The sequence below is a fragment of the Microbacterium festucae genome, from assembly GCF_025421715.1.
Lineage (GTDB): Bacteria > Actinomycetota > Actinomycetes > Actinomycetales > Microbacteriaceae > Microbacterium > Microbacterium festucae.
In genome coordinates this window covers 546325-573310 of record NZ_JAOEFC010000002.1, presented here as the reverse complement: position 1 = coordinate 573310, position 26986 = coordinate 546325, and the positions used below count along the sequence as shown (strand labels likewise).

Below are 26986 nucleotides of genomic sequence, written 5' to 3'. Positions count from 1 at the left end.
CGACGGGTCATGATCCGGTTCGAACACGTCACCAAGCACTACCGCGGGACGACCAAGCCGGCGCTGAACGATGTCGGCTTCGAGGTCCAGCGCGGAGAGTTCGTCTTCCTCGTCGGGGCCTCCGGGTCGGGCAAGTCGTCGTGCCTGCGCCTCATCCTCCGCGAAGACACCCCCTCCGACGGCAAGGTGATCGTGCTCGGGCGCGACCTGCGCACGCTGGCCTCACGCAAGGTGCCCTACTTCCGGCGCCACGTCGGGTCGGTGTTCCAGGACTTCCGCCTGCTGCCCGGCAAGACCGTCTTCCAGAACGTCGCGTTCACCCTGCAGGTGATCGGCTCGTCGCGCGCCTTCATCACCCAGGCCGTGCCCGAAGCGCTCGCGCTGGTGGGACTGAAGGGCAAAGAGAAGCGGATGCCGCATGAGCTGTCGGGCGGCGAGCAGCAGCGCGTCGCCATCGCGCGCGCCATCGTGAACCGGCCCCAGATCCTCCTCGCCGACGAGCCCACCGGCAACCTCGACCCCGCCACCTCGGTGGACATCATGCAGCTGCTGGCCCGCATCAACAACGGCGGCACCACGATCGTCATGGCCACCCACGAAGCCGGCTTCGTCGACCAGATGCAGCGCCGCGTGATCGAGCTGCGCGGCGGCGTGATGGTGCGCGACGACCGCCACGGCGGCTACGGCGACACCTCGCAGCTGCCGAGCCTGGCCCCCGAGCCCGAACGCGGCGCCTCGGCCACCGCGGCGCTGACCGCGGTGCTCGAGCTGCAGAAGCAGATCGCCCGCGAACAGGGCGGCGTCGTGGCCACCCCCGCCGAGGAGTCGCCGGCCACGGCCGCGCGCCCGGCGGAGCCCGCCCGCGCCGCGGAGCCGGCACCGGCCGCCGCCGCGGCGTCCATCCCGGCATCAGCCCCGGCATCCGCAGGCGCCCCGGCCGCCGCTGCGGCCACCGAGCAGGACGCCGCCGACGAGCAGCGCGAGCCCGACACGAGCACCCGCGGCGTGCCGCTGATGACCGGTCCCGTCGACCTCGACGAACTCGGGCTGTCGGGCGTCGACGTGCGCCGCCTGGGCCTCGGCTCCGACGACGACGAAGTGGGTCCCACGTCATGAGAGTGCGTCTCATCCTCGGCGAGGCGCTCACGGGCCTTCGCCGCAACATCTCCATGGTCATCTCGATCGTGCTGGTCACCTTCGTCTCGCTCACGTTCGTGGGCGCGGCGATGCTCATGCAGATGCAGATCGGCGAGATGCGCGACTACTGGGTCGGCCGCGCGCAGGTCGCCGTGTTCATGTGCTCGTCGATCTCGTCGACTCCCAGCTGCGCCGACGGCGTGGCCGACGACGAGCAGGTGCAGTCGGTGCGCGACAAGCTCGACAGCGAGGCGCTGCAGTCGGTCATCCGCGACTACCGGTTCGAGACCCGCGACGAGGCGTACGCCAACGTGCTGTCGCTCTACGGCGACGACTACGCCGACTTCGTCACCCCCGAGCAGCTCAACGAGACGTTCTGGGTGAACCTCGTCGACCCGACCCAGTCGGATGTCATCGCCGAGGCGTTCGGCAACACCGACGGCGTCGAACAGGTCAAGGACCAGCTGAAGTACCTCGAGCCGCTCTTCTCCGCGCTCACCGTCGCCACCTACATCGCCATCGGCATCGCCGTGCTGATGCTGATCGCCGCGGTGCTGCTGATCGCCACGACGATCAGGCTGTCGGCGTTCGCGCGCCGAAAGGAGCTCGGCATCATGCGGCTCGTGGGCGCCTCGAACAGGTTCATCCAGACGCCGTTCATCCTCGAAGGGGTGTTCGCCGCGTTCATCGGGTCGCTCCTGGCCTCGGCGGCGATCGTCGCGGGGGTGCAGTTCGGCGTCGGCGGCTACCTGCAGGAGCGGGTCGATTTCATCACCACCTGGGTGGATCTCGGCGATGCGCTGCTGGTGGTGCCGGTGGTCATCGCGATCGGGCTCGTGCTGGCGGCGGTGTCGGCCGGCTTCGCGATCCGCCGCTGGCTGCGCGCCTGAGGCTTCCCGTCGGATAGACTGACAGGCTGCCGTCAGAGCAAGGAGTCATCATGCCCAGGGAACGCGGGGAGAAGGTCATCGCGACCAACCGTCGCGCAAGCCACGATTATGCGATCGAGAAGACGTATGAGGCGGGGCTCGTGCTCACCGGCACCGAGGTCAAGTCGCTGCGCCAGGGGCGCGCGAACCTGACCGACGGCTACGCCTACATCGACGGCGGGCAGGCCTACCTCGACGCCGTGCACATCCCGGAGTACTCGCAGGGGCATTGGACCAACCACGCCTCCAAGCGCACCCGCAAGCTGCTGCTGCACAAAGACGAGATCGTCAAGCTCTCCCACGCCGTCAGCGCGGGCGGGTACACCCTCGTGCCGCTCAAGCTCTACTTCTCGGACGGTCGGGCGAAGGTCGAGATCGCGGTGGCCAAGGGCAAGCGCGAGTTCGAGAAGCGGCAGACGATCCGCGAGCGCGAAGACAAGCGCGAGGCCGAGCGCGCGATGCGTTCGCGCAACCGCCTCGGCGACTGACCCGAGCCGCCCCCGGAGCCGGCAGGGTCAGCGTGCGCGGAAGCGCGCCTCGACGGATGCCGTGACGACGATGTCGTCGGGTCGGAGGTCGATCGCGGGGCCGGCGGCATCGGCGGCGAACGCCGCGCGGGCCATCAGCGGGGCGGCGCCGGCGGGGGCGAGCAGCCCCACGTCGGAGATCTCGATCGGCTCCACCTCGGCGTGCCCGATGGCGGCCGCGTAGGCGGTGGCACGCTCGACAGCGGCGGTGACCGCCGCGGCGGCCGTCTCGCGCTCCAGGGTGCGGCGCGTCTCGGGGGTCAGCTGCCAGTCGATGCGGCCCACCTGCACAGCGCCGTTCTGCGCGACGACATCGAGCCACGCCGACAGGGCGGGGATGTCGGTGAACGTCGCGGTGTGCTCGACCGACGCGTGGTGCACGGGGTCGAGCTGCCGGCCGTCGGCGTTCCACGGCCGCTCCGTCCACACCGCGACGCGGCCGCTATGCCAGGCGGCCAGTCCGCCGGCGGCGCGGCGCGCCTCGAGGTCGGCGCGCAGCGGCTCGGCAGCGGTGGCGAGCCGGTCGACGACGCGCCCGCGTTCGGGGCCCTCGACGGCCACGGTGACGACGGCGACCGCGCGCTCGGGTGCCAGTCGCACCTCGTGGTCGCCGCGGAGGGTGATGACGACATCGCTCATGGCACGACTTTACGCGCGGCTCCCTGTGGCGCTCGGGGAGTAGCGCCGGGCTGCGATCCGATGTATTCTGTAACGCTCGGGTGCGCGGCATCCGGGTTGACAATTCCATAGCGTGACAGTGGCCCTGCCGTCAGGCGCACGGGGATGATCGGTTTCGACATCGCCTGTGATGCGACGGGAAGCGGGCCGAGGATGCAGGGTTATCTCGTAAACGATCTCTGCGAACCAATAACTGCCGAAAAGAAGCAGTCTGACTTCGCCCTCGCTGCGTAAGTAGCGAGCCCGAGTCCGTCAGTCCGTGATTGATCCCCTCACGGTCACTGGCGTCATCTAGGGATCTTGCTGCGCGGTGGCGTCTGAACGCCGCGCGGGACTCTTTCAGACTGGGCTCGTCGATTCTGGTGTCTGTGACAAAGGGTCGGGGCCGAGCAGAACGACTTCCACAGACTGCGCCCGGAGAAGACGACGCTTTTCAGCGATGGACGGGGGTTCGATTCCCCCCATCTCCACGAACCACTGTCACCGACCAAGGCCCGGCCCCGCTTCGCGGACGCCGGGCCTTCGTCGTCCCCGCCACCCCACACCGGTCGTTGAGCGAGCGCAGCGAGTCGAAACGCCCCGCCCCCACACGCCCCCACACCGGTCGTTGAGCGAGCGCAGCGAGTCGAAACGCCCTCCCCCACACCGGTCGTTGAGCGAGCGCAGCGAGTCGAAACGCCCCCGCCCCGCCCGACCCCCCGCCGTCAGCCGAGCCGCTCCGTCACGATCTCCGACGTCGCGGTGGTGCCGTTGAGCTCCAGGTACACCCGGCGCTCGGTGATCGACAGGGTCATCTCGTTCCGTCGCGTCACGGCGTCGGCCGCGGCGTCGAGGAAGCCGGGCTCGAAGCCGTGCACGAGCACCTCGTCGGCGCGGTGGATGCGCTTGCCGGCGTAGGCGGGCACGAGCTTGGCGGGGTCGCGCAGCGTGTAGAGGGCGACCCGGTCGGCCTGGAGGCTGCCGGAGTGCAGCCGCGTGGCATCCGGAGAGCCGACCTCGATCCACGCGCGCAGCGCCCCGGTGAGGTCGCGCACGAGCACCGCCGGCTGATCGGTGGCCGAGATGCCGTCGCTGAACGCGATGCCCTCCTCGTATTCGAGGCAGTAGGCGAGCACGCGGGTCATCATGAACGCGTCGGTCTCGGACGGATGGCGGGCCACGCGCAGCGCGAGCTCGTCGTAGACGCCGCGGTCGACGTCGGCCAGCTGCACCGTGAAGGTGTGGACGGTGGCGCCGGCGGCCATCAGGCGGCGGGGCGTTCGATGAGGAGCAGACCCTGCTTGGTGTCGGACATGGTCACCCAGCCGTCGCCGAACAGGTAGGTCATGCCGTAGCCGTTCTCGTCGACGGTGAGGGCCTGGTCGGGGTCTTCGGTGAGGTAGTCGCCGTCGGGCCCCTCCTCGATGCGCCACCCCTCGGCCTGCAGCGCGGTGCGCGCCGAGGCGGCCTCGTCGTCCTCGATGGGCGCCCACCCGAACAGCAGCACGTTGCCGCTGGCGACCGAGAAGTCGCCCCACGAGCACGAGATCCCGTCGGGGTACTCGATGTCGCCGATGGCGAAGGGTCCCTGCTGCGAGCTCCAACCCTGCCCCTGCAGCTCGGCCAGCGTGTCGGGGCCGACCAGCGTGTCGCAGGTGAGGTCGCCGACGGCGACGGCCGTGGAAGTGGCGGTGGGGGTGGACGTCGGGCCGACCGCCGACAGCGACGGGCTCGGCGACGCCGACGCGGTCTCGGCGGGGGCGGGCGTCGACGAGCAGGCGGCGAGGGCGGCCACGAGCACGACGGATGCCGAGACGGCGACGCTCGAGCGCAGCAGCGCGGAGGCGCGGGGGAGAGAGGTCATGCGGTGGGGTCTCCGGTTCAACGGGGGGAGTGGAGGAGGTGGAGGAAGTCGTCGTGCAGGATGCCGTTGGTCGCCAGCGATGACAGCGACGACAGCGAGTCGGCCCCGTCGACGTCGGTGAACCTTCCGCCGGCCTCGTGGATGATCGGCACGAGAGCGGCGATGTCGTACTCCTTGACGTCGAACTCGGCGACGAACTCGAGACGGCCCTCGGCCAGCAGCATGTACGGCCAGGCGTCGCCGTACCCGCGGTCGCGCCACACGGCGTCCGCCAGGCGCAGCAGGGCCTCGGTGCGGCCGGCGTCGCGCCACTGGGTGATGCTCTGGAAGCTCGCGCTGGCCTCGGCGATCGTGTCGACGCCGGAGACGTGGATGCGACGCGGCTCGCCGCCGGGGACGTTCGTCCACGCGCCCTGGCCCGATGCCGCCCACCAGCGCCGCCCGATCGCGGGCTGGCTGGCCACCCCCACGCGCGGCACCCCGTCGATCTCGAGGGCGATGAGGGTCGTCCACATCGGGATGCCCTTGAGGTAGTTGGCGGTGCCGTCGATCGGGTCGATGATCCAGCGCCGCGCGCTGTCGCCGGCCGAGCCGAACTCCTCGCCGAAGATGCCGTCGCCGGCGCGCTCGTCGGCGAGGATCGCGCGGATGGCGCGCTCGGTGGCGAGGTCGGCCTCGGTCACGTGCGAGGCGTCGGCTTTCGTGCGCACGTCGAGGTCGGGCGCATCGAAGCGCGCCATCGCCACGGCGTCCGCCGCATCGGCCAGTCGCAGGGCCAGCCGGAGGTCGTCGGACAGGTCGCCGTCGAACGGCGCACTCCAGGGCGTCGTGGCGGCGGGGGAGGTCACTTCACCAGGATAGTCAGCGGTTCCTGCCTCGATTGGCGGTGAACGGCATCGAGATGGTAACGTTGACCCTCGGTTCGCCACGTTGCGAATCACGCACCTCTAGCTCAATCGGCAGAGCAACTGACTCTTAATCAGTGGGTTCTGGGTTCGAGTCCCAGGGGGTGCACGGAACCGCCCCGGAAGCTCTCGCCAGCCTCCGGGGCGTTTTCGCTTCGCACGACAAAGCCCCCGGTCTCCCGGGGGCTTTGTCGTGTCTGCGCGCCGTCTCAGGCGGCGTCGCCCACGAGGATCGCGGCGGCTTCATCGGCCTCGGAGGCCTCGGCCTCGTCGATGCGCCGGAGCGCCTTACGGCCGATCAGCAGCGTCGCGGCGGCGACGAGCACCGAGGCGGCGGCGAAGACGAACGGCACGGCCGCGCCGTAGGCGTGCCACAGCAGCGCCGCCAGCGGGGGAGCGGCCGCACCGCCGAGGAAGCGCACGGCCGAGTAGGCCGACGAGGCGACCGAGCGCGGCAGATCGGTGGCCTCCATGACCGACTCGGTGAGGATCGTGTTCATGAGGCCCAGCAGCAGGCCGCCGACGATGATGCAGGCCACCAGACCCGCCGGGTCGGCGACGACGAGCGCGGCGGCGATGAGGTCGAGGGCCAGCAGTGGCAGCACGACGAGCATCGCCGTCGTGCGCCGCATCCGCCGCAGCAGGATGGGCGCGACCCAGACGCTCGTGACCGCCAGGGCCACGCCCCAGCCGAAGAACGTGAGGCCGATGCCCATCGCGCCGAAGCCGAGGGGGAACGGCGAGAAGGCGAGCAGCACGAAGAAGCCGATGTTGTAGAACAGCGCCGTGATGGCCAGCACCGCCAGGGCAGGCGTGCGCAGCGCCCGCAGCGGAGCGGACAGCGGGATGGGCGTGCGCTTCTCGTCGGGCATCTTCAGCAGCACGAGGATCGCGACGAACGCGATCGCCATGAGCGCCACGACGCCGAAGAACGGTCCGCGCCAGCTGATCTCGCCGAGGATGCCGCCCAGGAGCGGCCCGATGGCGATGCCGAGGCCGAGGGCGGCCTCGTAGAGGATGATCGCCGCCGCCGAGCCTCCGGAGGCCGCGCCGACGATGGTGGCCAGCGCCGTGGAGATGAACAGCGCGTTGCCCAGGCCCCAGCCGGCGCGGAAGCCGATGACGGCCTCGACCGAGCCCGACACCGCGCACAGCAGCGCGAACACGACGATGAGGGCCAACCCGATCAGCAGCGTGCGCTTGGCGCCGATGCGGCTGGAGACCCAGCTGGTGACGAGCATCGCGAGTCCGGTGACCACGAGGTAGCTGGTGAACAGCAGCTCGGTCTCCACCGGCGTCGCCTGCAGCGACTCGGCGATGGCCGGGAGGATGGGGTCGACCAGGCCGATGCCCATGAAGGCGACGACGCACGCGAAGGCCACCGCCCACACGGGGGCCGGCTGTCGCCAGACGTTCACCCTGCCCGCCGTCGTTCCGCCCGTGCTCTTGGCACCCGTGCTCACTTGTCCTCCTTCGTTGCGCCGATGCGGTCTTCGAGGATGCGGGCGGCCCGGCGCAGGCTCGTCCATTCCTGGTCGTCGAGGTCGGCGAAGCGCGGCGCCAGGGCGACGCCGAGATCGTGTCGCCACTGGTCGAGGGCGTCCAGCCCTTCGGGGGTGGCCGCGAGCACCGTGGCGCGCGAGTCGGCCGGATCGGTGGTGCGCGCGAGCAGCCCCGCCTGCACCATCTGGCGCACCAGTCGTGTCATCCCCGGCTGACTGACGCGACTGAGGTGCGCGAGGTCACCCAGTCGCTGCGGCCCGTGGTCGCGCAGCAGCGTGAGGGTGCGCCACTGCGCCGAGGGGGCGTCGGATGCCGTGTCGAGGGCGGCCACCCGGGTGAGGGTGTGCGCGGCCAGCAGCAGGCGCAGGATCTCGTCGTGGTCGGTCACTACATAAACATACCACCGTTATATAACGTGGGTATGTTTCATCTGCCTCGCGGCGGCGAGCGTCAGCGACGCACGCGGCGCGCGAGCAGCTCGGTCTCCTTGCCGGAGATCTTCGAGTCGGAGGCGATGAGACGACCGCGCGAGGCGCGGCGGGTGTCGACGATGGCGCCGATGGCCAGGGCGAACGAGATGCCCCAGCTCAGCCAGGCCAGTGCCGTGCGCCAGGTGAACGGCTCGTCGCTGTTGCGCAGGGCCCGCAGCAGGGTCGCGCCGCTGGTGACCGCGCCGATGATGCCGGTTCCGAAGAAGTACTTGCGCATGGCGCCACGCTACCCGAGCCCCGCCCGCCGGGCGAGTGCGACGCAGCCCGCCCGATAGCCTGGAGCCAACGGAACAGTGATCGGATGCGCGTGTGAGCAGAGCAGACTTCGTCGTGGTGGCCAATCGACTTCCGGTCGACCGGGTGGGCGAGAACGAGTGGCGCCCGTCGCCCGGCGGACTGGTGGCGGCGCTCGAGCCCGTCATGCAGCGGGCCGACGGCGCGTGGGTCGGCTGGCCCGGTCAGGCCGACCTCGAACTCGAGCCGTTCGACGCCGACGGCATCCATCTCGTCCCCATCGCCCTGAGCGAAGACGAGGTCGCCAACTACTACGAGGGCATGTCGAACGACACCTTCTGGCCGCTCTACCACGACGTGATCGCCGAGCCGCGCTACCGGCGCGTCTGGTGGGATGCCTACGTCAAGGTGAACGAGCGGTTCGCCGCCGCGGCCGCCGACGTCGCCGCCGAAGGCGCCACCGTGTGGGTGCAGGACTACCAGCTGCAGCTCGTGCCGCGGATGCTGCGGGAGCGCCGCCCCGACCTGACCATCGGCTACTTCCATCACATCCCGTTCCCGGCATACGGGCTCTACTCGCAGCTGCCGTGGCGCAAGCAGGTGCTCGAGGGGCTGCTCGGCGCCGACGTGATCGGCTTCCAGCGGGTGGCCGACGCGAGCAACTTCGCCCGCGCCGTGCGGCGGCAGCTGCGCTACCCGACGAAGTCGAGCGGCATCACGGTGCCCGCTCCCGACGGCGGCTCGCGCACCGCGATCGCCCGCGCCTTCCCCATCTCGATCGACGCCGAGATGTACGAGGAGCTGGCCCAGCGCGACGACATCCGGGCACGCGCCGCCGAGATCCGCGAGAGTCTCGGCAACCCCAAGACGATCCTGTTCGGCGTCGACCGGCTCGACTACACCAAGGGCATCCGCCACCGCATGAAGGCGTTCGGCGAGCTGCTCGAAGACGGCCGGGTGGCCGTCGAAGACGTGACGCTCGTGCAGGTGGCAAGTCCCAGCCGCGAACGCGTCGACGCCTATCAGCACCTCCGCGACGAGATCGAGCTCACCGTCGGGCGCATCAACGGCGACTACGACACCATGGGTCACACCGCCATCCGCTACCTGCACCAGGCGTTCCCCCGCGAAGAGATGGTGGCCCTCTACCTGGCCGCCGACGTCATGCTCGTCACCGCCCTGCGCGACGGCATGAACCTCGTGGCCAAGGAGTACGTCGCCAGCCGCGTCGACAATCGCGGCGTGCTGCTGCTGAGCGAGTTCGCCGGCGCCGCCGACGAGCTCACCACCGCGGTGCAGATCAATCCGCATGACATCGACGGCATGAAGGACGCCATCGTCCGCGCCATCGAGATGAGCCCCGCCGAACAGAGCCGCCGCATGCGGGCGCTGCGCCGCAAGGTGCGCGACAACGACGTGCAGGCCTGGTCGGCTTCGTTCATCGACGCCCTCGCCGCGGCGCGGGCGGAGACGCAGCAGTGAGCGCGGGCGCCCTGGCCCGGGTGGCGGCCACCGAGGTGCTGCTGGTCGCCCTCGACTTCGACGGCACCCTGGCCCCGCTCGTGGACGAGCCGATGTCGGCGCGCATGACCGCGCAGGCACGGGCTGCCGTCACCGCACTGCGGGCCGCGCCCGACACGCACGTCGCCTTCGTGTCGGGGCGCAGCCTCGCCGACCTGCGGGTGATCTCCGAGTACGACGAGGCGTCCGGCATCCTGCTGGCCGGCTCCCACGGCGCCGAGTTCCACCCCGCCGCCGCCGACGACCAGCCGATCGACGCCGACGAGGTGCGCGCGCTGTCGGATGCCGCCACGGCGGCCGTCGCCGGGCTGGACGGGGTCTGGGTCGAGACGAAGCCGTTCGGCTTCGCCGTGCACACCCGGCTGGCATCGGATGCCGACGGCGCCCGCGCCCACGAAGCGATCGCCGCACTCGTGACCAAGCGCGCCCCGCGGTGGCGGCGGCGGCGCGGGCACGACCTCACCGAGTACTCCGCACGCGCGGCCGGCAAAGACGACGCCGTCGCCCACCTGCGCGCGCTCACCGGCGCCACCGCCGTGGTCTTCGCCGGCGACGACGTCACCGACGAGGACGCGCTGGCCAGCCTCGGGGCGGACGACCTCGGCATCCGGGTGGGCGCAGGGGCCTCGGCGGCGTCGATGCGTGTCGATGACATCCAAGGTTTGGCCTCGGTCCTCGTCGACCTGGCGCACGAGCGGGTCGCCGCGCGGCAATAGACTTCGAGAATGCCTGAGTCCGACGAAACCATCGACATCAAGCCCCGCAGTCGCGCGGTCACCGACGGCATCGAAGCCACCACGTCACGCGGCATGCTCCGCGCCGTGGGCATGGGTGACGAGGACTGGGACAAGCCCCAGATCGGCATCGCGTCGAGCTGGAACGAGATCACGCCCTGCAACCTGAGCCTCGACCGGCTCGCGCAGGGCGCGAAGGAGGGCGTGCACGCCGGCGGCGGCTACCCGCTGCAGTTCGGCACCATCTCGGTCTCGGACGGCATCTCCATGGGGCACGAGGGCATGCACTTCTCGCTCGTGAGCCGCGAGGTCATCGCCGACTCCGTCGAGACCGTCGTCATGGCCGAGCGCCTCGACGGCACCGTGCTGCTGGCCGGCTGCGACAAGTCGATCCCCGGCATGCTCATGGCCTCGGCCCGCCTCGACCTGTCGAGCGTGTTCCTCTACGCCGGCTCGATCGCGCCGGGCTGGGTCAAGCTCAGCGACGGCACCGAGAAGGATGTCACGATCATCGACTCGTTCGAGGCCGTCGGCGCGTGCCTCGCGGGCAAGATGAGCGAAGAGGACCTCAAGCGCATCGAGTGCGCCATCGCCCCGGGCGAGGGCGCCTGCGGCGGCATGTACACCGCCAACACGATGGCCTCGGTCGCCGAGGCGCTCGGCCTGTCGCTGCCGGGCTCGGCCGCCCCGCCGTCGGCCGACCGCCGCCGCGACTACTTCGCGCACCGCTCCGGCGAGGCCGTCGTCAACCTCCTGCGTCAGGGCATCACGACCCGCGACATCCTCACCCCGCAGGCGTTCGAGAACGCCATCGCCCTGGCGATGGCCCTCGGCGGCTCGACCAACGTCGTGCTGCACCTGCTGGCGATCGCCCGCGAGGCCGAGCTCGAGCTGAGCCTCAAGGACTTCAACCGCATCGGCGACAAGGTGCCCCACGTGGCCGACATGAAGCCGTTCGGCAAGTACGTCATGAACGACGTCGACCGCCACGGCGGCATCCCGGTGATCATGAAGGCGATGCTCGACGAGGGGCTGCTGCACGGCGACGCGCTGACGGTCACCGGCAAGACGCTCGCCGAGAACCTCGAAGAGCTCAACCCCGACCCCATCGACGGCACGGTCATCCACACCTTCGACAACCCCATCCACGCCACCGGCGGCCTGACGATCCTGCACGGCTCGCTCGCCCCCGAGGGCGCGGTCGTGAAGACGGCCGGCTTCGACGCCGCCGTCTTCGAGGGCCCCGCCCGTGTGTTCGAGCGCGAGCGCGCCGCCATCGACGCCCTCGCCGAGGGCGACATCGAGGCGGGCAGCGTCGTGGTCATCCGCTACGAGGGCCCCAAGGGCGGCCCCGGCATGCGCGAGATGCTCGCGATCACGGCCGCCATCAAGGGCGCGGGGCTCGGAAAAGATGTACTACTCTTGACGGACGGACGATTCTCAGGCGGCACAACCGGCCTGTGCATCGGCCACATAGCACCCGAAGCGGTGGACGCTGGTCCCATCGCCTTCGTGCGCGATGGTGATCTGATACGGGTCGATATCGCGGCTCGCACTCTCGACCTACTCGTCGACGAGGCTGAGCTGAGCTCCCGCCGCTCCGGCTGGGAGCCCCTTCCCCCGCGCTATACCCGTGGCGTCCTGGCCAAGTACTCCAAGCTCGTGCGCTCCGCTGCGGAGGGCGCGACCACGGGGTGAGGCCCCCGACACTGTCAGATCACCTGCGAGGTCAACCTATGTCGTCCGACATCTCTGCGGCTCTGCCGCGTCCACCGGCCCGCGGTGCCGCTTCGGCATCCGCTCCCGTCCTGACGGGAGCACAGGCCGTCGTCCGCTCGCTCGAGCTGCTCGGCGTCACCGACGTGTTCGGTCTGCCGGGCGGTGCGATCCTGCCCGTCTACGACCCGCTCATGGACTCCACCGAGCTGCGGCACATCCTGGTGCGCCATGAGCAGGGCGCCGGGCACGCCGCCGAGGGCTACGCCTCGGCATCCGGCCGCACCGGTGTGGCCATCGCCACCAGCGGCCCCGGCGCCACCAACCTCGTGACGGCCATCGCCGACGCCTACATGGACTCGGTGCCGATCGTCTGCATCACGGGGCAGGTGTTCTCGACCCTGATGGGAACCGACGCCTTCCAGGAGGCCGACATCGTCGGCATCACGATGCCGATCACCAAGCACTCCTTCCTCGTGAAGGACGCCAGCGAGATCCCCGGCGCGATCGCCGCGGCGTTCGAAGTGGCCTCGACCGGCCGTCCCGGCCCGGTGCTGGTGGACATCACCAAGGACGCGCAGCAGGCCGAGGTGCCCTTCGTGTGGCCGCCCAAGATCGACCTTCCCGGCTACCGCCCGGTGACCAAGGCGCACGGCAAGCAGATCCAGGCCGCGGCCCAGCTGCTGGCCGCGGCCAAGAAGCCGGTGCTCTACGTCGGCGGCGGCATCATCCGCGCCCACGCCTCCGACGAGCTCGCCGTGCTGGCAGAGACCACCGGCGCGCCCGTGGTCACGACGCTGATGGCGCGCGGCGCGTTCCCCGACTCGCACCCGCAGCACCTGGGCATGCCCGGCATGCACGGCACCGTGCCCGCCGTGCTCGCCCTGCAGGAGGCCGACCTCATCGTCGCCCTCGGCGCCCGCTTCGACGACCGCGTCACCGGCAAGGCGGCGCTGTTCGCCCCGAAGGCGCAGGTGGTGCACGTCGACATCGACCCCGCCGAGATCTCGAAGATCCGCACCGCCGACGTGCCGATCGTGGGCGACCTGCGCGAGGTGCTCGTCGACCTCGACGCGGCCTACCGCACCGCGGGGGAGCCGGCCGACACCACCGAGTGGTGGTCGTTCCTCGACGGCCTGCGCACCGAGTTCCCGCTCGGCTACTCGCAGCCCAGCGACGGCCTGCTGGCCCCGCAGTACGTCATCTCCCGCATCGGCGAGCTGACCGGGCCCGAGGGCGTCTACGCCGCCGGCGTCGGCCAGCACCAGATGTGGGCGGCGCAGTTCATCAAGTACGAGCGCCCCAACGCCTGGCTCAACTCGGGCGGCGCGGGCACGATGGGCTACGCCGTGCCGGCGGCCATGGGCGCGAAGGTCGGCCAGCCCGACCGCGTCGTGTGGGCCATCGACGGCGACGGCTGCTTCCAGATGACCAACCAGGAGCTGGCCACCTGCGCGATCAACAACATCCCGATCAAGGTCGCCATCATCAACAACTCGAGCCTCGGCATGGTGCGCCAGTGGCAGACGCTGTTCTACGACGGCCGGTACTCCAACACCGACCTCAACACCGGTCACGACTCGATCCGCATCCCCGACTTCGTCAAGCTCGCCGAGGCCTACGGCTGCCTCGCGATCCGCGTCGAGAAGGAAGAGGACGTGGATGCCGCGATCAAGACGGCGCTGGAGACCAACGACCGCCCCGTCGTGATCGACTTCGTCGTGAGCGCCGACGCGATGGTGTGGCCGATGGTGCCGCAGGGCGTCAGCAACAGCTACGTGCAGTACGCACGCGATCACGCGCCGGCGTTCGATGTGGAGGAGGACTGAGATGAGCCGTCATGTGCTGAGCCTCCTCGTGGAGAACAAGCCCGGTCTGCTGACCCGCGTCGCGGGCCTGTTCGCCCGCCGTGGCTTCAACATCGAGTCGCTCGCCGTGGGCGTCACCGAGGTGCCGGGCCTGTCCCGCATCACCGTGGTCGTCGACGTCGAAGACCTGCCGCTGGAGCAGGTGACCAAGCAGCTGAACAAGCTGATCAACGTCATCAAGATCGTCGAGCTCGAGCCCGCGGCATCCGTGCAGCGCGAGCACATCCTCATCAAGGTGCGCGCCGACAACCAGACGCGATCGAACGTGATCGAGGTCGTCAACCTCTTCCGCGCCTCGATCGTCGACTACGCCACCGACGCCCTCGTGGTGGAGGTCACCGGTGATCGCGGCAAGATCGACGCGATCCTGCGCGCCCTCGAACCGTTCGGCATCAAAGAGCTCGCCCAGTCGGGGCTGCTCGCCATCGGCCGCGGCGGCAAGTCCATCACCGAGCGCGTCCTGCGCGGCTGACCACCCCACACCTCACAGACCGAAAGAATCAAGGAGAAACACACACCATGGCCGAGATCTTCTACGACTCCGACGCCGACCTGTCGCTCATCCAGGGCAAGAAGGTCGCCATCGTCGGCTACGGCTCGCAGGGCCACGCCCACGCGCTCAACCTGCGCGACTCGGGTGTCGAGGTCGTCATCGCGCTCAAGGACGGCTCGAAGTCGGCCCAGAAGGCCACCGACGAGGGCTTCGAGGTCAAGACCGTCGCCGACGCCACCGCGTGGGCCGACCTCATCATGATCCTCGCGCCCGACCAGCACCAGCGCGGCATCTACAACGACCACATCAAGCCGAACCTGACCGCGGGCAAGACCCTCGCCTTCGCGCACGGCTTCAACATCCGCTTCGGCTACATCGAGGCCCCCGAGGGCGTGGACATCATCCTCGTCGCCCCCAAGGCCCCCGGCCACACCGTGCGTCGCGAGTTCGTCGCCGGTCGCGGCATCCCCGACATCATCGCCGTCGAGAGCGACGCGTCGGGTCAGGCCTGGGACGTCGCCCTCGCCTACGCGAAGGCCATCGGCGGCACCCGCGCCGGCGTCATCAAGACCACGTTCACCGAAGAGACCGAGACCGACCTGTTCGGCGAGCAGGCCGTGCTCTGCGGCGGTGTGTCGCAGCTCGTGCAGTACGGCTTCGAGACCCTGACCGAGGCGGGCTACCAGCCGCAGATCGCCTACTTCGAGGTGCTCCACGAGCTCAAGCTCATCGTCGACCTCATGTGGGAGGGCGGCATCGCCAAGCAGCGCTGGTCGGTCTCCGACACGGCGGAGTACGGCGACTACGTGTCGGGCCCCCGCGTCATCGACGAGCGCGTCAAGGAGAACATGCAGGCCGTTCTCGGCGACATCCAGTCGGGTGCCTTCGCCAAGCGCTTCATCGACGACCAGGACGGCGGCGCCACCGAGTTCCTCGCCCTGCGCGAGAAGGCGGCCCAGCACCCGATCGAAGAGGTCGGCCGCGACCTGCGCGCCCTGTTCGCCTGGAAGCAGCAGGACGCCGACTACACCGAGGGCTCGGCCGCGCGCTGACCCCCGGTCTCCCGCGGCGCCCACGGCGCCCATCGAGACTCCCGGCGATCCGCCGGGGACGGCTTTCATGAGCCACGCGGAGCCCGGCCCCCACAAGGGGTCGGGCTCCTTCTCGTGCGCCCGATTCTCCCGGCACACGCGCGGGGCCGGCGCGCTTCGGCGTCCTATGCTGGCGCGGTGAGCATCGTCGTGGAGATCGCCGTGCAGGATGCCGCGGGAGCGGCCGTCGCGCTGGGGGCCGGGGCCACCCGCCTCGAGCTGTGCCAGGCGCTGGACGTCGGGGGTCTCACCCCGTCGCTGGGCCTGCTGGAGTCGGTGCTGGCCGCCGTCGACCCGCGCACGGTCAACGTGCTCGTGCGGCCGCGGGGCGGCGGGTTCGTCTACGACGCCGACGAGGTCGCCGTCGTCACCGCCGACATCGCGGCGTGCGTGACCCGCGGCGTCGGGGGAGTGGTGGTCGGAGCCCTCACCGCCGACGGCCTGCTCGATGCCGATGCGGTGCGCCGCTGGCGGGATGCCGCCGGCACCGCCACGCTCACCTTCCACCGCGCCATCGACGCCGCCGCCGACCCCGTCGCGGTGCTCGACGCTCTCGTGACGGCCGGCGTCGACCGCGTGCTCACCTCGGGGGGTGCGGCCCGCTCGGCCGACGGCATCCCCGCCCTGCGCGCCTTCGTCGCCCGTGCCGGCGGAGCCCTGGAGATCCAGGCCGGCGGCGGGGTGCGGCCCGGTGACATCCCGGCGCTCCGGGCGGCCGGCGTGCCCGCCGTGCACCTGTCGGCCCGGGCGCGCGCCGGCGAAGGCATCCCCTCGGGCCCCGGCGGCGGCGCCGAGGGCCACGACGTGACGAGCGCGGCGATCGTCGCCGCGGCCGTGGCCGCCGCCGCCTGAGCCCCGCCGGACCCCCGCCGGACCCCTGGCTGCGGGACGCGGGGCGCGGGGTGCGACGGGGTGGCGGATAGGCTGGCCGGGTGCACAAAGACCGCGACGACGACGCGTTGAGCTGGGGCGGCGACGACGATCCCACCCTCGACACCGGCGCACCGGCCCCCGGGCTGCCCGCCGGCTTCACGGCCGCCGGCAAGGGGAGCCAGGCCCTGGGTGACGCCCCGGCGGCGGCGCCCGCACCCGACGCCACGGCCGCGGCGGCAGACGTGGCCGCCGCGCCCGACGAGGGCGACGACGAGGCGCAGCTGAGCAACGCGGCGCTCATCGGCGTGGGCGTGCTCGGCGGCGTGTACCTGCTCTACACGCTCGGCTGGATCCTCGGCGGCCTGCGGCTGCAGGGCGTCGCGCGCTTCCTCGTGGCCGACGCCGCGTTCGCGCCGTTCCACTGGTTCGCCGTGGCCGCACCGGCGCTCTGGTTCGTCACCGTGTTCCTGCTCACCCGCACGTCGGCGACGTGGGTGCGCTTCGCCTGGCTGATCGGCGGGGCGCTGCTGCTCGTGCCGTGGCCGCTGCTGATGATCGGGGTCGTCGCATGAGCTCCCTCACGCCCGGCGCCCCCGTCACGCCCCGCACGCCCGCCACCCCGCGCACACCGGTGTGGGCCGTGGTCACCATCGCCGGAACGCTGGGCCTGCTCTACGCGTACGCGGTGTGGAACGCCATCGCGTTCCTCATCACCCAGGCATCCGGGGCCCTCGGCCTCAACGCGCTGGGGTGGGGCGTGCTGCTGTTCGCCGCCGTGCTGCCGGTGATCGTGTTCGGCGCCGCGTTCGCGCTGGGGTGGAAGCGCTCGCCCGGGCGGTTCGCCCTGCTGCTGCTGGCCGGGCTGGGCGTCGTGGCCGTCTTCTGGCTCGACGTGCTCGCCTACTCGGTCGTCGCGGGCGCCTCGCTGCTGGGCGGCTGAGCCCCGCGGGCGGCTGCCCGCACACGACGTCACACGGTTCGAGGCCGGCGGCCCGGCCCGGTAGGCTGGCTGCACCCGCCCCGACGTCGTGCGGCGTGGCCCCACTCTGTGGATCTCACCCCTGTGCACCAACACGAAGGTTCTGCCGTGTCCAAGCCCGTCGTCCTCATCGCCGAAGAACTCTCTCCCGCCACGATCGATGCGCTCGGTCCCGACTTCGAGGTGCGCCACGTCGACGGCGCCGACCGTGCGCAGCTGCTGCCGGCCCTCGCCGACGTCGACGCGGTGCTCATCCGCTCGGCGACGAAGATGGATGCCGAGGCGATCGCCGCGGCCCCGAGCCTGAAGGTGATCGCCCGTGCCGGCGTGGGCCTCGACAACGTCGACATCAAGGCGGCCACCACCGCCGGCGTCATGGTCGTCAACGCCCCGACCTCCAACATCATCTCGGCCGCCGAGCTGACCGTCGGCCACATCCTGAGTCTCGCCCGCCACATCCCCGCCGCGCACGCGTCGCTGGCCGCGGGCGCGTGGAAGCGCAGCTCGTTCACCGGTGCGGAACTGTTCGAGAAGACCGTCGGCATCATCGGCCTCGGCCGCATCGGCGCCCTCATCGCCGCCCGCCTGCAGGCCTTCGGCGTCTCGGTGGTCGCCTACGACCCCTACGTCACCCCCGCGCGGGCCCAGCAGCTCGGCGTGCAGCTGCTCTCGCTCGACGAGCTGCTGCGCACCAGCGACTTCGTCACGATCCACATGCCCAAGACCGCCGAGACGACCGGCATGATCGGCACCGAGCAGTTCGCGATCATGAAGCCCACGGCCTACGTCGTCAACGTCGCCCGCGGCGGCCTCATCGACGAGGAGGCGCTGTACACCGCGCTGACCACCGGCGAGATCGCCGGCGCCGGCCTCGATGTCTTCACCTCCGAGCCCCCGCGCCCCGACGGCACCGCGTTCCCGCTGCTGGCCCTGCCCAACGTCGTGGTCACCCCGCACCTGGGCGCGTCGACCGAAGAGGCGCAGGAGAAGGCGGGCGTCTCGGTCGCCAAGTCGGTCAAGCTCGCTCTCGAGGGCGACCTCGTGCCCGACGCGGTCAACGTCGCCGGCGGCATCATCGACCCGTTCGTGCGCCCCGGCATCGCGCTCGTCGAGCAGCTGGGCCAGATCTTCACGGGCCTGGCCGCCAGTGCGCTGACGAGCCTCGACATCGAGGTGCGCGGCGAGCTGGCCGAGTACGACGTCAGCGTCTACAAGCTGGCCGCCCTCAAGGGCATCTTCACCAACATCGTCAGCGAGAAGGTCTCCTACGTCAACGCGCCCCTGTTCGCCGAGCAGCGCGGCATCGAGACCCGCCTGATCGTCGAGGCCGAGAGCCCGCTGTACCGCAACATCACGATCCTGCGCGGCACGCTGGCCGACGGCAGCGAGCTCACGGTCGCCGGCACGCTGGCGGGCACCCGCATGATCCCCAAGGTCGTCGGGATCAACGGGTACGAGCTCGAGGTGCCGATCGAGCGCCACCACGTCGTGATGCGCTACGCCGACCGCCCCGGCATCGTGGCGATCTACGGTCAGAAGCTCGGCGCCGCCGGCATCAACATCGAGAGCCTGCAGGTGGCCCGTCCCGACGCGAGCGGCCGCGCCCTCTCGGTGCTCACCGTCTCGTCGCCGGTTCCCGACGAGATCCTCGAGCAGATGCGGGATGCCGTCGCCGGCGACCTCTTCCGTCAGATCGAGCTCACCGAGGCCTGATCGTCGTCCACGGCCGGGAGGGCCGCGGTGCGCACGACCAGCGCGATGAGCGCGTCCAGCGCCGCCCCGCGGGGGACGGCGGCCGTCGCCTCGGCGACCCCGAGCGCGTCGTGCAGGCTGAGCGCGTTGTTGAAGTAGAGCCCGTCGCTCACGAGGATCACGAGGTCCAGCGCCGCCTGATCGCGCACGTGCGGACGCAGCACGTCCTCCCACCGCGTGCGCATGGTGCGCAGCGCCGCGCCGGCGGCGGCGTTGCCGGCCTGGGCCAGGCGCGACACGGCGACGATCGCGCGGTCGAGGGGGTCGTCGTCCATGACCGATGACTGCAGGAAGTAGGCCACCGGGCCCTCGGGGGCGCTCTCGATGCGCGTGATGTCGTCGGTGACCAGCGCCTCGAGCCGGTCGACCAACCCGGCTTCGAGGGCCTCCTTGCTGGGGAAGTGGTAGAGGAGGCCGCCCTTGGACACGCCTGCGGCGTGAGCGGTGGCATCCAGGGTGGCCCGCCCGCCGTCGGCGAGCATGAGCGATTCGAAGGCGTCGAGCACGAGGTCACGGGCACGCGGCGGTCGACTCATGGTGGGCATCCTTCGGATCGCGGGGCTGTTCCGTGTTACTATACCGGCTGGACGGTGAAGAAATGACATTGACAGAAGAGCTGCGAATCGCCGAGAAGGCCGGCCGGCGCGTGGGCGCCCGCGGCTGGGCGGCCCTGATCGTGCTGATGCTGCCCGTGCTGCTGGTCTCGGTGGACAACACGGTGCTGAGCTTCGCGCTGCCCGACATCGCCCGCGACCTGCAGCCCACCAGCATCGAGCAGCTGTGGATCATCGACGCCTACCCGCTCGTGCTCGCGGGGCTGCTGGTGACCATGGGCACCCTCGGCGACCGGTTCGGCCGGCGGCGGATGCTGCTGATCGGCGCCACCGGCTTCGCCGCCGTGTCGGTGCTCGCCGCCTTCGCCCCCACCGCCGCGGCCCTGATCGCGGCCCGCGCGGCCATGGGCGTGTTCGGCGCGATGCTCATGCCCTCCACCCTGTCGCTGCTGCGCTCGATCTTCACCGACCGCGACCAGCGGCGCCTGGCGATCGCCGTCTGGGCGTCGATGTTCTCGGCCGGTGCCGCCCTCGGCCCCATCGTCGGCGGCCTGCTGCTCGAGCACTTCGCCTGGGGCTCGGTGTTCCTGCTGTCGGTGCCGGTGCTCATTCCGCTGCTCGTGCTCGCGCCGTTCCTCGTTCCCGAGAGCCGCGACCCGCACCCGGGCCGCATCGACCCGCTCAGCATCGTGCTGTCGATGCTGACCATGCTGCCGATCGTCTACGCGATCAAGGAGGTCGCGGTGCACGGGTTCGGGGCGATCCCCGTCGTGCTCGCCGTGGCTGGGCTGGGCTTCGGCGTCGTCTTCGTGCGCCGGCAGCTGGCCTCGTCGTCGCCCATGCTCGACATGCGCCTGTTCTCGCGCGGCGCCTTCACCGGCGCCCTGCTGGTGAACCTGCTGAGCGTCATCGCGCTCGTGGGCTTCCTCTACTTCGTCGCCCAGCACCTGCAGCTGATCGTGGGGCTCACCCCCATGACGGCGGGGCTGGCGCTCGTCCCCGGCATGGCGGCGATGATCGTCGCCGGGCTGCTCGTGGTGCCGATCTCGCGCCGCGTCTCGCCGCGCGTGGTCGTGCCGGTGGCCCTCACCCTGTCGGTCGCCGCCTACCTGCTCGTGCCGCTGGCCGTCGACTCGGTGCCGCTGCTGGTGGCCGCCTTCACGCTGCTGGGCGTCGGCATCGGCGCCGCCGAGACCGTCTCGAACGAGCTCGTGCTGGCCACGGCGCCGCCGGCGAAGGCGGGGGCTGCCAGCGCGGTGTCCGAGACCGCCTACGAACTGGGTGCCGTGCTGGGCACGGCCGTGCTGGGCGGCATCCTCGCCGCCGCCTACCGCAGCGGACTGGTCATGCCCGCCGGCATCCCGGATGCGGCGGCCGCCGCCGCCCGCGAGACGCTGGCCGGCGCGATGACGGTGGCCGACACGCTGGCCCCCGCCACCGCGGAGGCGCTGCGCACCGCCGCCGCCCACGCGTTCGACTCGGGTGTGGTGGTCACGGCCCTCATCGGCGCGGCCCTGGTCGCCGTGGCAGCGGTCATCGCGGCCACTACGCTGAGAGGAACGCGGGAAGCCTCCCGCACCGCGCCGCCTGTGCACTGAGCGGCGCCCCCTCAGCTGAAGGAGAGCAATGTCGCGTGTCGTCACCCTGGCCGTCATCCCCGGTGACGGTATCGGCCCCGAGGTCGTCGCCGAGGCGGAGAAGGTGCTCGACGCCGTCACCGCCGGCAGCGACGTGACCTTCTCGCGCACGCGCTTCTCGCTCGGTGCCGGTCGCTACCTCGAGACCGGCGACACCCTCACCGACGACGACCTCGCCGCCATCAAGGGCCACGACGCCATCCTGCTCGGGGCGGTCGGCGGGGTGCCCGGCGATCCGCGGCTGAAGGATGCCAACATCGAGCGCGGCCTGCTGCTCAAGCTGCGCTTCGAGCTCGACCACTACGTGAACCTGCGGCCCTCGAAGCTCTACCCGGGCGTGCCGGGGCCGCTGGCCGCCCCGGGCGACATCGACTTCGTCGTGGTGCGCGAGGGCACCGAGGGCCCCTACGTCGGCAACGGCGGGTCGATCCGCACCGGCACGGTGCACGAGGTCGCCAACGAGACCAGCGTCAACACGGCCTACGGCATCGAGCGCGTCGTGCGGTACGCGTTCGCGCAGGCCGGGAAGCGCCGCGGCAAGCTCACCCTCGTGCACAAGACCAACGTGCTCGTGCACGCCGGGGGCATGTGGAAGCGCATCGTCGACGAGGTGGCATCCGAGCACCCGGACGTCGCCGTAGACTATCTGCACGTCGACGCGGCGACGATCTTCCTGGTCACGAACCCGGGCCGCTTCGACGTGATCGTCACCGACAACCTCTTCGGCGACATCCTCACCGACTTGGCCGGCGCCGTCACCGGTGGCATCGGCCTCGCCGCTTCGGGGAACATCAACCCCGACGGCGCGTCCCCCTCGATGTTCGAGCCCGTGCACGGATCCGCGCCCGACATCGCAGGACAGCAGAAGGCCGATCCCACGGCCGCGATCCTGTCCGTCGCCCTGCTGCTCGACCACCTCGGGCTCGGCGACGCCGCACAGCGCGTCACCCGCGCGGTGGAGGACGACATCGCGACCCGCGGCACGGCCGCCCGCCGCACCGCCGAGATCGGCGACGCCATCGTCGCCGCCCTGCAGGCGTAGCCTGGAGCCACGCGCCCGGCCCACGACTTCAGGAACAGCGCCACGACCCTTCAGGAACCCATCATGAGCCTCACGTACGACCCCGACGCCGCCCTCGCCCCGCTCGAGTTCGCGGTCACGAAGAACCTCGCCGCCAAGAGCCCGGCCGAGCGCGATGCGCTGCTGGCCGACCCCGCCTTCGGCACCGCCTTCACCGACCACATGGTCGACATCTGCTGGTCGGTGCGCGGCGGGTGGCATCGCCCCCGCGTGCAGCCCTACGGCCCCATCTCCCTCGACCCCGCCGCCGCGGTGCTGCACTACGGCCAGGAGATCTTCGAGGGCATCAAGGCCTACCGTCACGCCGACGGATCGATCCACACGTTCCGCCCGCGCCAGAACGGCCTGCGCCTGCAGCGCAGCGCGCGCCGCCTGGCGCTGCCCGAGCTGCCCGTGGAGTACTTCCTGGAGTCTCTGAAGGCGCTCATCGCCGTCGACGGCGCGTGGGTGCCCTCGGGTGAGGACCAGAGCCTCTACCTGCGTCCGTTCATGTTCGCCAAGGAGGCCTTCCTCGGGGTGCGCCCGGCGAACAAGGTGGCCTACTACCTCATCGCCAGCCCCGTGGGCGCCTACTTCAAGGGCGGCGCCAAGCCGGTCTCGATCTGGCTGAGCGAGGACTACGCCCGCGCCGGCAAGGGCGGCACCGGTGCGGCCAAGACCGGCGGCAACTACGCCGCCAGCCTGCTGCCGCAGGCGGAGGCCTACGAGCAGGGCTGCGACCAGGTCGTCTTCCTCGACCAGGACCGCAACGTCGAAGAGCTCGGCGGCATGAACATCGTCTTCGTCTACAAGGACGGCACGATCGTCACCCCGCACTCGGCATCGATCCTCGAGGGCATCACGCGCGACTCGATCCTGCAGCTGGCCGCCGACCGCGGTCACAAGGTCGAGCGCCGCGCGGTGTCGCTGCAGGAGTGGCGCGAGGGCGTGGCCTCCGGCGACATCGTCGAGGTGTTCGCGTGCGGCACGGCCGCCGTGGTGGCCCCCATCGGCGTGCTCAAGGGCGCCGACTTCGTCGACGAGCAGCCCCTCGGCGAGCTCGCGCAGTCGCTGCGCACCGAGCTCACCGACATCCAGTACGGCCGACGCGCCGACACGCACGGCTGGCTCGAGCGCCTGGATGCCGACACGGCGGGCGCCGCGTGAGGATCGCGCGCTTCAGCCACCAGGACCGCATCGGCTTCGGCGTCGTCGACGGCACCGAGCTCGTCGTGCTCTCGGGCGACCCGCTGTTCGCGGGCTTCGACACCACGGGGGAGCGGGTGCCGCTGGGTGAGGTGGCGTTGCTGGCCCCCGTCATCCCGCGCTCGAAGATCATCGGGATCGCACGCAACTACCGCGACCACGCGGCGGAGCTCGGCAACGAGGTTCCGCCCGAGCCCATGATGTTCCTCAAGCCCAACACCTCGGTGATCGGGCCGGGCGACACGATCGTGCGCCCGGCGGTCTCGGAGCGCGTGGACTATGAGGGGGAGCTGGCCGCGGTCATCGGTCGCGTCGCCAAGAACGTCGCCGTCGAGGATGCGCTGGACTACGTGTTCGGCTACACGATCGGCAACGACGTGACGGCCCGCGACCTGCAGAAGACCGACGGCCAGTGGGCCCGCGCCAAGGGGTTCGACACCTTCTGCCCGCTGGGACCGGCGATCGAGACGGAGTTCGAGCCGACCGCCGACGTGCGCATCATCACCCGCGTCGACGGCGAGGTGCGGCAGGACGGCACGCTCGGCGAGATGGTGCACTCGGTGGCCGAGTTCATCTCCTACGCCTCGCACGCCTTCACCCTGCTCCCGGGCGACGTGATCCTCGCGGGGACCCCCGCCGGGGTCGGGCCGATCGTGGCGGGCGAGAGCGTCGAGGTGGAGATCACCGGATTGGGCGTGCTGCGCAACCCCGTGCGCGATGCCTGAACGACGGGCCTGACGGCGATGACGGCAGCGCCCGACGCCGACCAGCCCGGCGCTCCGCAGCGCGCGGGGGAGATCGGCGCGGGGGAGATCGCGGCCGTGCAGCGGCGCACCGTCGGCGTGCTCGCCGCCGGTCAGGTGCTGGGCGGCATCGCCTTCGGGGCCACGGTGTCGCTCGGCGCGCTGCTGGCCGCCGACATCTCGGGGCAGGACGCACTGTCGGGCCTGGCGACGGCCTCGGTGACGCTGGGCGCCTCGCTCGCGGCGATCCCGCTGGCGGCGCTGGCCGCCCGGCGCGGCCGCCGGCTGGCGCTCACCCTGGGCAACCTGTTCGCCCTGGTGGGCATCGGCATCGTGCTGCTCGCCGCGGCCGGGCGCGTGTTCCCGCTGCTGCTGGCGGGGGTCATCCTCATCGGCGTCGGCAACGCCGGCAACCTGCAGTCCCGCTTCGCGGCGACCGACCTCGCCGTCAGCGCCCGCCGGGGCCGTGACCTCGGCACCGTGGTGTGGGCGACGACCGTGGGCGGCGTACTCGGGCCGCTGCTGCTGACCCCCGGCGAGGCCCTCGGCCAGGCGATCGGGATGCCGCCGCTGACGGGCGCCTACGCGTTCTCGATCGTGGCGCAGGCGGCCGCCTTCGTGCTCTACATCGTGGCCCTGCGCCCCGACCCGCTGCTCACCGCGCAGCGCCTGGCGCTCAGCGGCGCGGCGGCGCGCGAGGGCATCGTGGAACGCGACGCCCCCGGCACGGCGCGTTACGCGGTGTTCGCCGTGGCGGGCTCGCACGTGGTGATGGCCTCGGTCATGGCCATGACCCCGGTGCATCTGGCCCACCTCGCTCCCGACCACGTCACGCTGATCGTCGGGGTGACCATCGCCCTGCACGTGTTCGGCATGTACGGGCTCTCGCCGGTGTTCGGCCTGCTCGCCGATCGGTGGGGGCGCGTGCGCACGGTGCTGCTCGGCCAGCTGCTGCTGGCAGCCTCGCTCACCCTCGCCGCCCTCGCCCCCGACTGGCCCCCGGCGGTGATCGTGGCGCTGCTGCTGCTGGGTCTCGGGTGGAGCGCGGCGACCGTGTCGGGGGCCGCGCTTCTCACCGAGAGCACGCCGTCGGCGCTCCGCCCGCGGCGACAGGGCCGCAGCGACACGATCATGACGCTCTCGGCCGCCGTCGGCGCGGTGCTGGCCGGTGTCGTGCTCTCGTGGATCGGCTACGGCGGGCTGGCGCTGGTCGCGCTCGTGATCGTCGTGGCCGTCACGGTGCTGGCGCTGTACGCACGCCCTCGCCGCTGACCCGTCCGCGGCGGGCTCGGGGCCCCGTCAGAACCGCGTCTCGACCAGTCCCACCAGCGGCGGGTCGTCGTGCGCGAACGAGGAGACCACCGGGATGAGGCGCCACTTGTCGAACATCGTGCACGGATGCGACAGCCCGAGCATCACCCGGTCGCCGAGCGCGAGGGGATGATCGGTGCGCACGAACGCGTGCTGGTCGTTGAGGGCGGTCACTTCGGCCGCGCCGATGCCGAGCGGCACCGGCAGGTCGATGTCGTAGGGCACATCGCGGCGGCCGGCATCCAGCAGCGCCAGCCCGGGCTCGGGCGCCGACACGACCCGGGCGACGGCGCGGGCGGCGGCGCGCAGACCGGCCCCTTCGAACGGCGACACCGACGCGTAGTAGCCCTCGTCGTGCACGAGCGAGGCTCCCGAGCGCAACACGAACCGTCCCGGCAGGCGCGCGGCGGCCGCGGCGAGCACTTCGGCGACGACGTCGGGGTAGGCGCTGCCGCCGGCGGTCACGATCAGGTCGCCGGGGTCGTCGGCATCCGCCAGCAGCTCTTCGTGCAGCCCCACCAGGTCGGCGGTGAAGGCGGCGACGTCGTCGAGGGCCCCCGCCCCGCGCCCGTGGGCGATGGCGCCCTCGTAGCCGGCGACCCCGGCCAGACGCAGCCCCGCAGTGGCGCGCACCTCGGCGGCGAGTCGGCGCGCGGCGTCGCGACCGCGCGCGCCGGTGCGGCCCCCGGGCCGGCCGAGCTCGACGAGCACCTCGAACGGGCGCGCGCCCGCGTGGGCGGCGAGGAGGCGGATGCCGTCGGCGCTGTCGACCCAGCTCCACACGCGGCCGGCATCGGCGGCGAGCTCACCCGCCAGCCAGCCGGCGGTGCGGGCGTCGGCGATCTGCCCGGCGAGCATCACATCCCCGGGGCCCGCCGCCCGGGCCACGCGCAGCTGCCAGCCGGTGGCCACGGTCAGACCGGTCGCCCCGGCATCGCGCTGCAGGCGCCACAGCTGCGGGGCCATCGTCGTCTTGCCGTGCGGCATCAGCTCCAGGCCGTGGGCCGCGGTCCAGCCGGCGACGAAGGCGGCGTTGGACAGCAGCGCTGACTCGTCGAGCACCAGCGCCGGCGTCCAGAGGTCGCTGAGGCGCGCACCGGCGGCGAGGAACGCCTCGGCGCTCATGCCCGTCGCCCACGCCGGCAGGGCCTTGTCGTCGCCGCTCAGCACCCGTCCCGCCGGCACGCGCTGCCAGGTCATG

The 26986-nt window shown here is 71.6% G+C and carries 27 protein-coding genes, 1 tRNA gene and 1 other RNA gene; 20 read left to right on the top strand and 9 right to left on the bottom strand.

Going from position 1 to position 26986, the window contains the following annotated elements; translation table 11 throughout:
- Positions 1–9 precede the first annotated feature (9 nt).
- Genes ftsE through smpB form a run of 3 tightly spaced genes read left to right on the top strand, consistent with a single transcriptional unit; the run spans position 10 to position 2554 of the window.
- Positions 10–1116, top strand: coding sequence for a cell division ATP-binding protein FtsE (ftsE, locus tag N3K63_RS08875; protein ID WP_261579787.1), 1107 nt, complete (start codon positions 10–12; stop codon positions 1114–1116).
- Positions 1113–2027: a permease-like cell division protein FtsX gene (gene ftsX / locus N3K63_RS08870; RefSeq protein ID WP_261579786.1), complete on the top strand. Its 915-nt coding sequence runs from the start codon at positions 1113–1115 to the stop codon at positions 2025–2027. The genes ftsE and ftsX overlap by 4 nt, the downstream gene beginning before the upstream one ends.
- Before the next feature lie 50 nt (positions 2028–2077).
- Entirely contained in the window at positions 2078–2554 is a 477-nt protein-coding gene (gene smpB, locus N3K63_RS08865; RefSeq protein ID WP_261579785.1) for an SsrA-binding protein SmpB, read from the top strand.
- A gap of 27 nt (positions 2555–2581) precedes the next feature.
- Here the strand turns inward: smpB and N3K63_RS08860 are convergent, their stop codons facing one another.
- The gene (locus N3K63_RS08860; protein WP_261579784.1) at positions 2582–3232 is read right to left on the bottom strand and encodes an SIMPL domain-containing protein; all 651 of its coding nucleotides are present in this window, start codon (positions 3230–3232) and stop codon (positions 2582–2584) included.
- Positions 3233–3372: 140 nt separating this feature from the next.
- Here N3K63_RS08860 and ssrA point away from each other — a divergent pair.
- Positions 3373–3744: a transfer-messenger RNA gene (gene ssrA / locus N3K63_RS08855) on the top strand.
- Positions 3745–3975: 231 nt separating this feature from the next.
- On the opposite strand, the gene N3K63_RS08850 is transcribed toward ssrA, so the two are convergent.
- Genes N3K63_RS08850 through N3K63_RS08840 form a run of 3 tightly spaced genes read right to left on the bottom strand, consistent with a single transcriptional unit; the run spans position 3976 to position 5962 of the window.
- Positions 3976–4515 carry a YaeQ family protein gene (locus N3K63_RS08850; RefSeq protein WP_261579783.1) on the bottom strand — a complete coding sequence of 180 codons (540 nt, stop codon included), beginning with the start codon at positions 4513–4515 and terminating at the stop codon, positions 3976–3978.
- Entirely contained in the window at positions 4515–5114 is a 600-nt protein-coding gene (locus tag N3K63_RS08845) for a hypothetical protein (RefSeq protein WP_261579782.1), read from the bottom strand. The genes N3K63_RS08850 and N3K63_RS08845 overlap by 1 nt, the downstream gene beginning before the upstream one ends.
- Before the next feature lie 17 nt (positions 5115–5131).
- Positions 5132–5962 carry an inositol monophosphatase family protein gene (locus N3K63_RS08840; protein ID WP_261579781.1) on the bottom strand — a complete coding sequence of 277 codons (831 nt, stop codon included), beginning with the start codon at positions 5960–5962 and terminating at the stop codon, positions 5132–5134.
- A 93-nt stretch (positions 5963–6055) separates the two neighbouring features.
- Between N3K63_RS08840 and N3K63_RS08835 the strand changes: the two genes are divergently transcribed.
- Positions 6056–6128 (top strand) — tRNA-Lys (locus tag N3K63_RS08835).
- Between the two features lie 100 nt (positions 6129–6228).
- On the opposite strand, the gene N3K63_RS08830 is transcribed toward N3K63_RS08835, so the two are convergent.
- From N3K63_RS08830 to N3K63_RS08820, 3 genes are all read right to left on the bottom strand, one after another.
- A complete protein-coding gene (locus tag N3K63_RS08830; protein WP_261579780.1) occupies positions 6229–7482 on the bottom strand; it encodes an MFS transporter in 1254 nt (417 codons plus the stop codon).
- Positions 7479–7910, bottom strand: a complete 432-nt coding sequence (locus tag N3K63_RS08825; protein ID WP_261579779.1) for a MarR family winged helix-turn-helix transcriptional regulator — start codon at positions 7908–7910, stop codon at positions 7479–7481. Before N3K63_RS08825 ends, N3K63_RS08830 begins: the two co-directional genes overlap by 4 nt.
- Before the next feature lie 62 nt (positions 7911–7972).
- Entirely contained in the window at positions 7973–8230 is a 258-nt protein-coding gene (locus N3K63_RS08820; RefSeq protein ID WP_261579778.1) for a hypothetical protein, read from the bottom strand.
- Positions 8231–8322: 92 nt separating this feature from the next.
- On the opposite strand from N3K63_RS08820, the gene N3K63_RS08815 reads away from it, so the two are divergent.
- The 10 genes from N3K63_RS08815 to serA all read left to right on the top strand — a co-directional run bounded on the left by N3K63_RS08815 (position 8323) and on the right by serA (position 19235).
- Positions 8323–9729, top strand: a complete 1407-nt coding sequence (locus N3K63_RS08815; RefSeq protein ID WP_261579777.1) for an alpha,alpha-trehalose-phosphate synthase (UDP-forming) — start codon at positions 8323–8325, stop codon at positions 9727–9729.
- Positions 9726–10484 (top strand): trehalose-phosphatase, encoded by a 759-nt coding sequence (gene otsB / locus N3K63_RS08810; protein ID WP_261579776.1) that lies wholly within the window; start codon positions 9726–9728, stop codon positions 10482–10484. Before N3K63_RS08815 ends, otsB begins: the two co-directional genes overlap by 4 nt.
- Positions 10485–10493: 9 nt before the next feature.
- A complete protein-coding gene (ilvD, locus tag N3K63_RS08805) occupies positions 10494–12200 on the top strand; it encodes a dihydroxy-acid dehydratase (protein WP_261579775.1) in 1707 nt (568 codons plus the stop codon).
- Positions 12201–12238: 38 nt separating this feature from the next.
- Entirely contained in the window at positions 12239–14047 is a 1809-nt protein-coding gene (locus N3K63_RS08800; RefSeq protein ID WP_261579774.1) for an acetolactate synthase large subunit, read from the top strand.
- 1 nt (position 14048) lies between these two features.
- Complete coding sequence (gene ilvN, locus N3K63_RS08795; protein ID WP_261579773.1) at positions 14049–14558, top strand: acetolactate synthase small subunit; 510 nt, start codon at positions 14049–14051, stop codon at positions 14556–14558.
- 47 nt (positions 14559–14605) lie between these two features.
- Positions 14606–15631 (top strand): ketol-acid reductoisomerase, encoded by a 1026-nt coding sequence (gene ilvC / locus N3K63_RS08790; RefSeq protein ID WP_261579772.1) that lies wholly within the window; start codon positions 14606–14608, stop codon positions 15629–15631.
- Positions 15632–15808: 177 nt separating this feature from the next.
- The gene (locus N3K63_RS08785) at positions 15809–16522 is read left to right on the top strand and encodes a copper homeostasis protein CutC (RefSeq protein WP_261579771.1); all 714 of its coding nucleotides are present in this window, start codon (positions 15809–15811) and stop codon (positions 16520–16522) included.
- 80 nt (positions 16523–16602) lie between these two features.
- A complete protein-coding gene (locus tag N3K63_RS08780; RefSeq protein WP_261579770.1) occupies positions 16603–17115 on the top strand; it encodes a DNA polymerase III subunit gamma/tau in 513 nt (170 codons plus the stop codon).
- A complete protein-coding gene (locus N3K63_RS08775) occupies positions 17112–17483 on the top strand; it encodes a bacitracin resistance protein (protein ID WP_261579769.1) in 372 nt (123 codons plus the stop codon). The genes N3K63_RS08780 and N3K63_RS08775 overlap by 4 nt, the downstream gene beginning before the upstream one ends.
- A gap of 147 nt (positions 17484–17630) precedes the next feature.
- Positions 17631–19235, top strand: coding sequence for a phosphoglycerate dehydrogenase (serA, locus tag N3K63_RS08770; protein ID WP_261579768.1), 1605 nt, complete (start codon positions 17631–17633; stop codon positions 19233–19235).
- On the opposite strand, the gene N3K63_RS08765 is transcribed toward serA, so the two are convergent.
- Positions 19211–19810 carry a TetR/AcrR family transcriptional regulator gene (locus N3K63_RS08765; RefSeq protein ID WP_315943085.1) on the bottom strand — a complete coding sequence of 200 codons (600 nt, stop codon included), beginning with the start codon at positions 19808–19810 and terminating at the stop codon, positions 19211–19213. The two genes, serA and N3K63_RS08765, sit on opposite strands and share 25 nt — an antisense overlap.
- Positions 19811–19872: 62 nt before the next feature.
- On the opposite strand from N3K63_RS08765, the gene N3K63_RS08760 reads away from it, so the two are divergent.
- From N3K63_RS08760 to N3K63_RS08740, 5 genes are all read left to right on the top strand, one after another.
- Positions 19873–21426 (top strand): MFS transporter, encoded by a 1554-nt coding sequence (locus N3K63_RS08760; RefSeq protein WP_261579767.1) that lies wholly within the window; start codon positions 19873–19875, stop codon positions 21424–21426.
- Positions 21427–21454: 28 nt separating this feature from the next.
- Entirely contained in the window at positions 21455–22507 is a 1053-nt protein-coding gene (locus N3K63_RS08755; RefSeq protein ID WP_261579766.1) for a 3-isopropylmalate dehydrogenase, read from the top strand.
- A 63-nt stretch (positions 22508–22570) separates the two neighbouring features.
- The gene (locus N3K63_RS08750) at positions 22571–23692 is read left to right on the top strand and encodes a branched-chain amino acid aminotransferase (protein ID WP_261579765.1); all 1122 of its coding nucleotides are present in this window, start codon (positions 22571–22573) and stop codon (positions 23690–23692) included.
- On the top strand, positions 23689–24456 hold the full coding sequence (locus tag N3K63_RS08745; protein ID WP_261579764.1) for a fumarylacetoacetate hydrolase family protein: 768 nt from the start codon (positions 23689–23691) through the stop codon (positions 24454–24456). Before N3K63_RS08750 ends, N3K63_RS08745 begins: the two co-directional genes overlap by 4 nt.
- An 18-nt stretch (positions 24457–24474) precedes the next feature.
- Positions 24475–25746, top strand: a complete 1272-nt coding sequence (locus N3K63_RS08740) for an MFS transporter (RefSeq protein ID WP_390895137.1) — start codon at positions 24475–24477, stop codon at positions 25744–25746.
- A gap of 27 nt (positions 25747–25773) precedes the next feature.
- Here the strand turns inward: N3K63_RS08740 and N3K63_RS08735 are convergent, their stop codons facing one another.
- Entirely contained in the window at positions 25774–26985 is a 1212-nt protein-coding gene (locus tag N3K63_RS08735) for an amino acid aldolase (RefSeq protein WP_261579763.1), read from the bottom strand.
- Between the last annotated feature and the right edge of the window lies 1 nt (position 26986).

Bases quoted from the DNA above. Each gene is read 5' to 3' on its own strand.
- ftsE (WP_261579787.1), top strand. From the start codon at position 10: ATGATCCGGTTCGAACACGTCACCAAGCACTACCGCGGGACGACCAAG.
- ftsX (WP_261579786.1), top strand. From the start codon at position 1,113: ATGAGAGTGCGTCTCATCCTCGGCGAGGCGCTCACGGGCCTTCGCCGC.
- smpB (WP_261579785.1), top strand. From the start codon at position 2,078: ATGCCCAGGGAACGCGGGGAGAAGGTCATCGCGACCAACCGTCGCGCA.
- N3K63_RS08860 (WP_261579784.1), bottom strand. From the start codon at position 3,232: ATGAGCGATGTCGTCATCACCCTCCGCGGCGACCACGAGGTGCGACTG.
- N3K63_RS08850 (WP_261579783.1), bottom strand. From the start codon at position 4,515: ATGGCCGCCGGCGCCACCGTCCACACCTTCACGGTGCAGCTGGCCGAC.
- N3K63_RS08845 (WP_261579782.1), bottom strand. From the start codon at position 5,114: ATGACCTCTCTCCCCCGCGCCTCCGCGCTGCTGCGCTCGAGCGTCGCC.
- N3K63_RS08820 (WP_261579778.1), bottom strand. From the start codon at position 8,230: ATGCGCAAGTACTTCTTCGGAACCGGCATCATCGGCGCGGTCACCAGC.
- ilvD (WP_261579775.1), top strand. From the start codon at position 10,494: ATGCCTGAGTCCGACGAAACCATCGACATCAAGCCCCGCAGTCGCGCG.
- N3K63_RS08800 (WP_261579774.1), top strand. From the start codon at position 12,239: ATGTCGTCCGACATCTCTGCGGCTCTGCCGCGTCCACCGGCCCGCGGT.
- ilvN (WP_261579773.1), top strand. From the start codon at position 14,049: ATGAGCCGTCATGTGCTGAGCCTCCTCGTGGAGAACAAGCCCGGTCTG.
- ilvC (WP_261579772.1), top strand. From the start codon at position 14,606: ATGGCCGAGATCTTCTACGACTCCGACGCCGACCTGTCGCTCATCCAG.
- N3K63_RS08775 (WP_261579769.1), top strand. From the start codon at position 17,112: ATGAGCTCCCTCACGCCCGGCGCCCCCGTCACGCCCCGCACGCCCGCC.
- N3K63_RS08765 (WP_315943085.1), bottom strand. From the start codon at position 19,810: ATGAGTCGACCGCCGCGTGCCCGTGACCTCGTGCTCGACGCCTTCGAA.
- N3K63_RS08760 (WP_261579767.1), top strand. From the start codon at position 19,873: ATGACATTGACAGAAGAGCTGCGAATCGCCGAGAAGGCCGGCCGGCGC.
- N3K63_RS08755 (WP_261579766.1), top strand. From the start codon at position 21,455: ATGTCGCGTGTCGTCACCCTGGCCGTCATCCCCGGTGACGGTATCGGC.
- N3K63_RS08750 (WP_261579765.1), top strand. From the start codon at position 22,571: ATGAGCCTCACGTACGACCCCGACGCCGCCCTCGCCCCGCTCGAGTTC.
- N3K63_RS08740 (WP_390895137.1), top strand. From the start codon at position 24,475: ATGACGGCAGCGCCCGACGCCGACCAGCCCGGCGCTCCGCAGCGCGCG.
- N3K63_RS08735 (WP_261579763.1), bottom strand. From the start codon at position 26,985: ATGACCTGGCAGCGCGTGCCGGCGGGACGGGTGCTGAGCGGCGACGAC.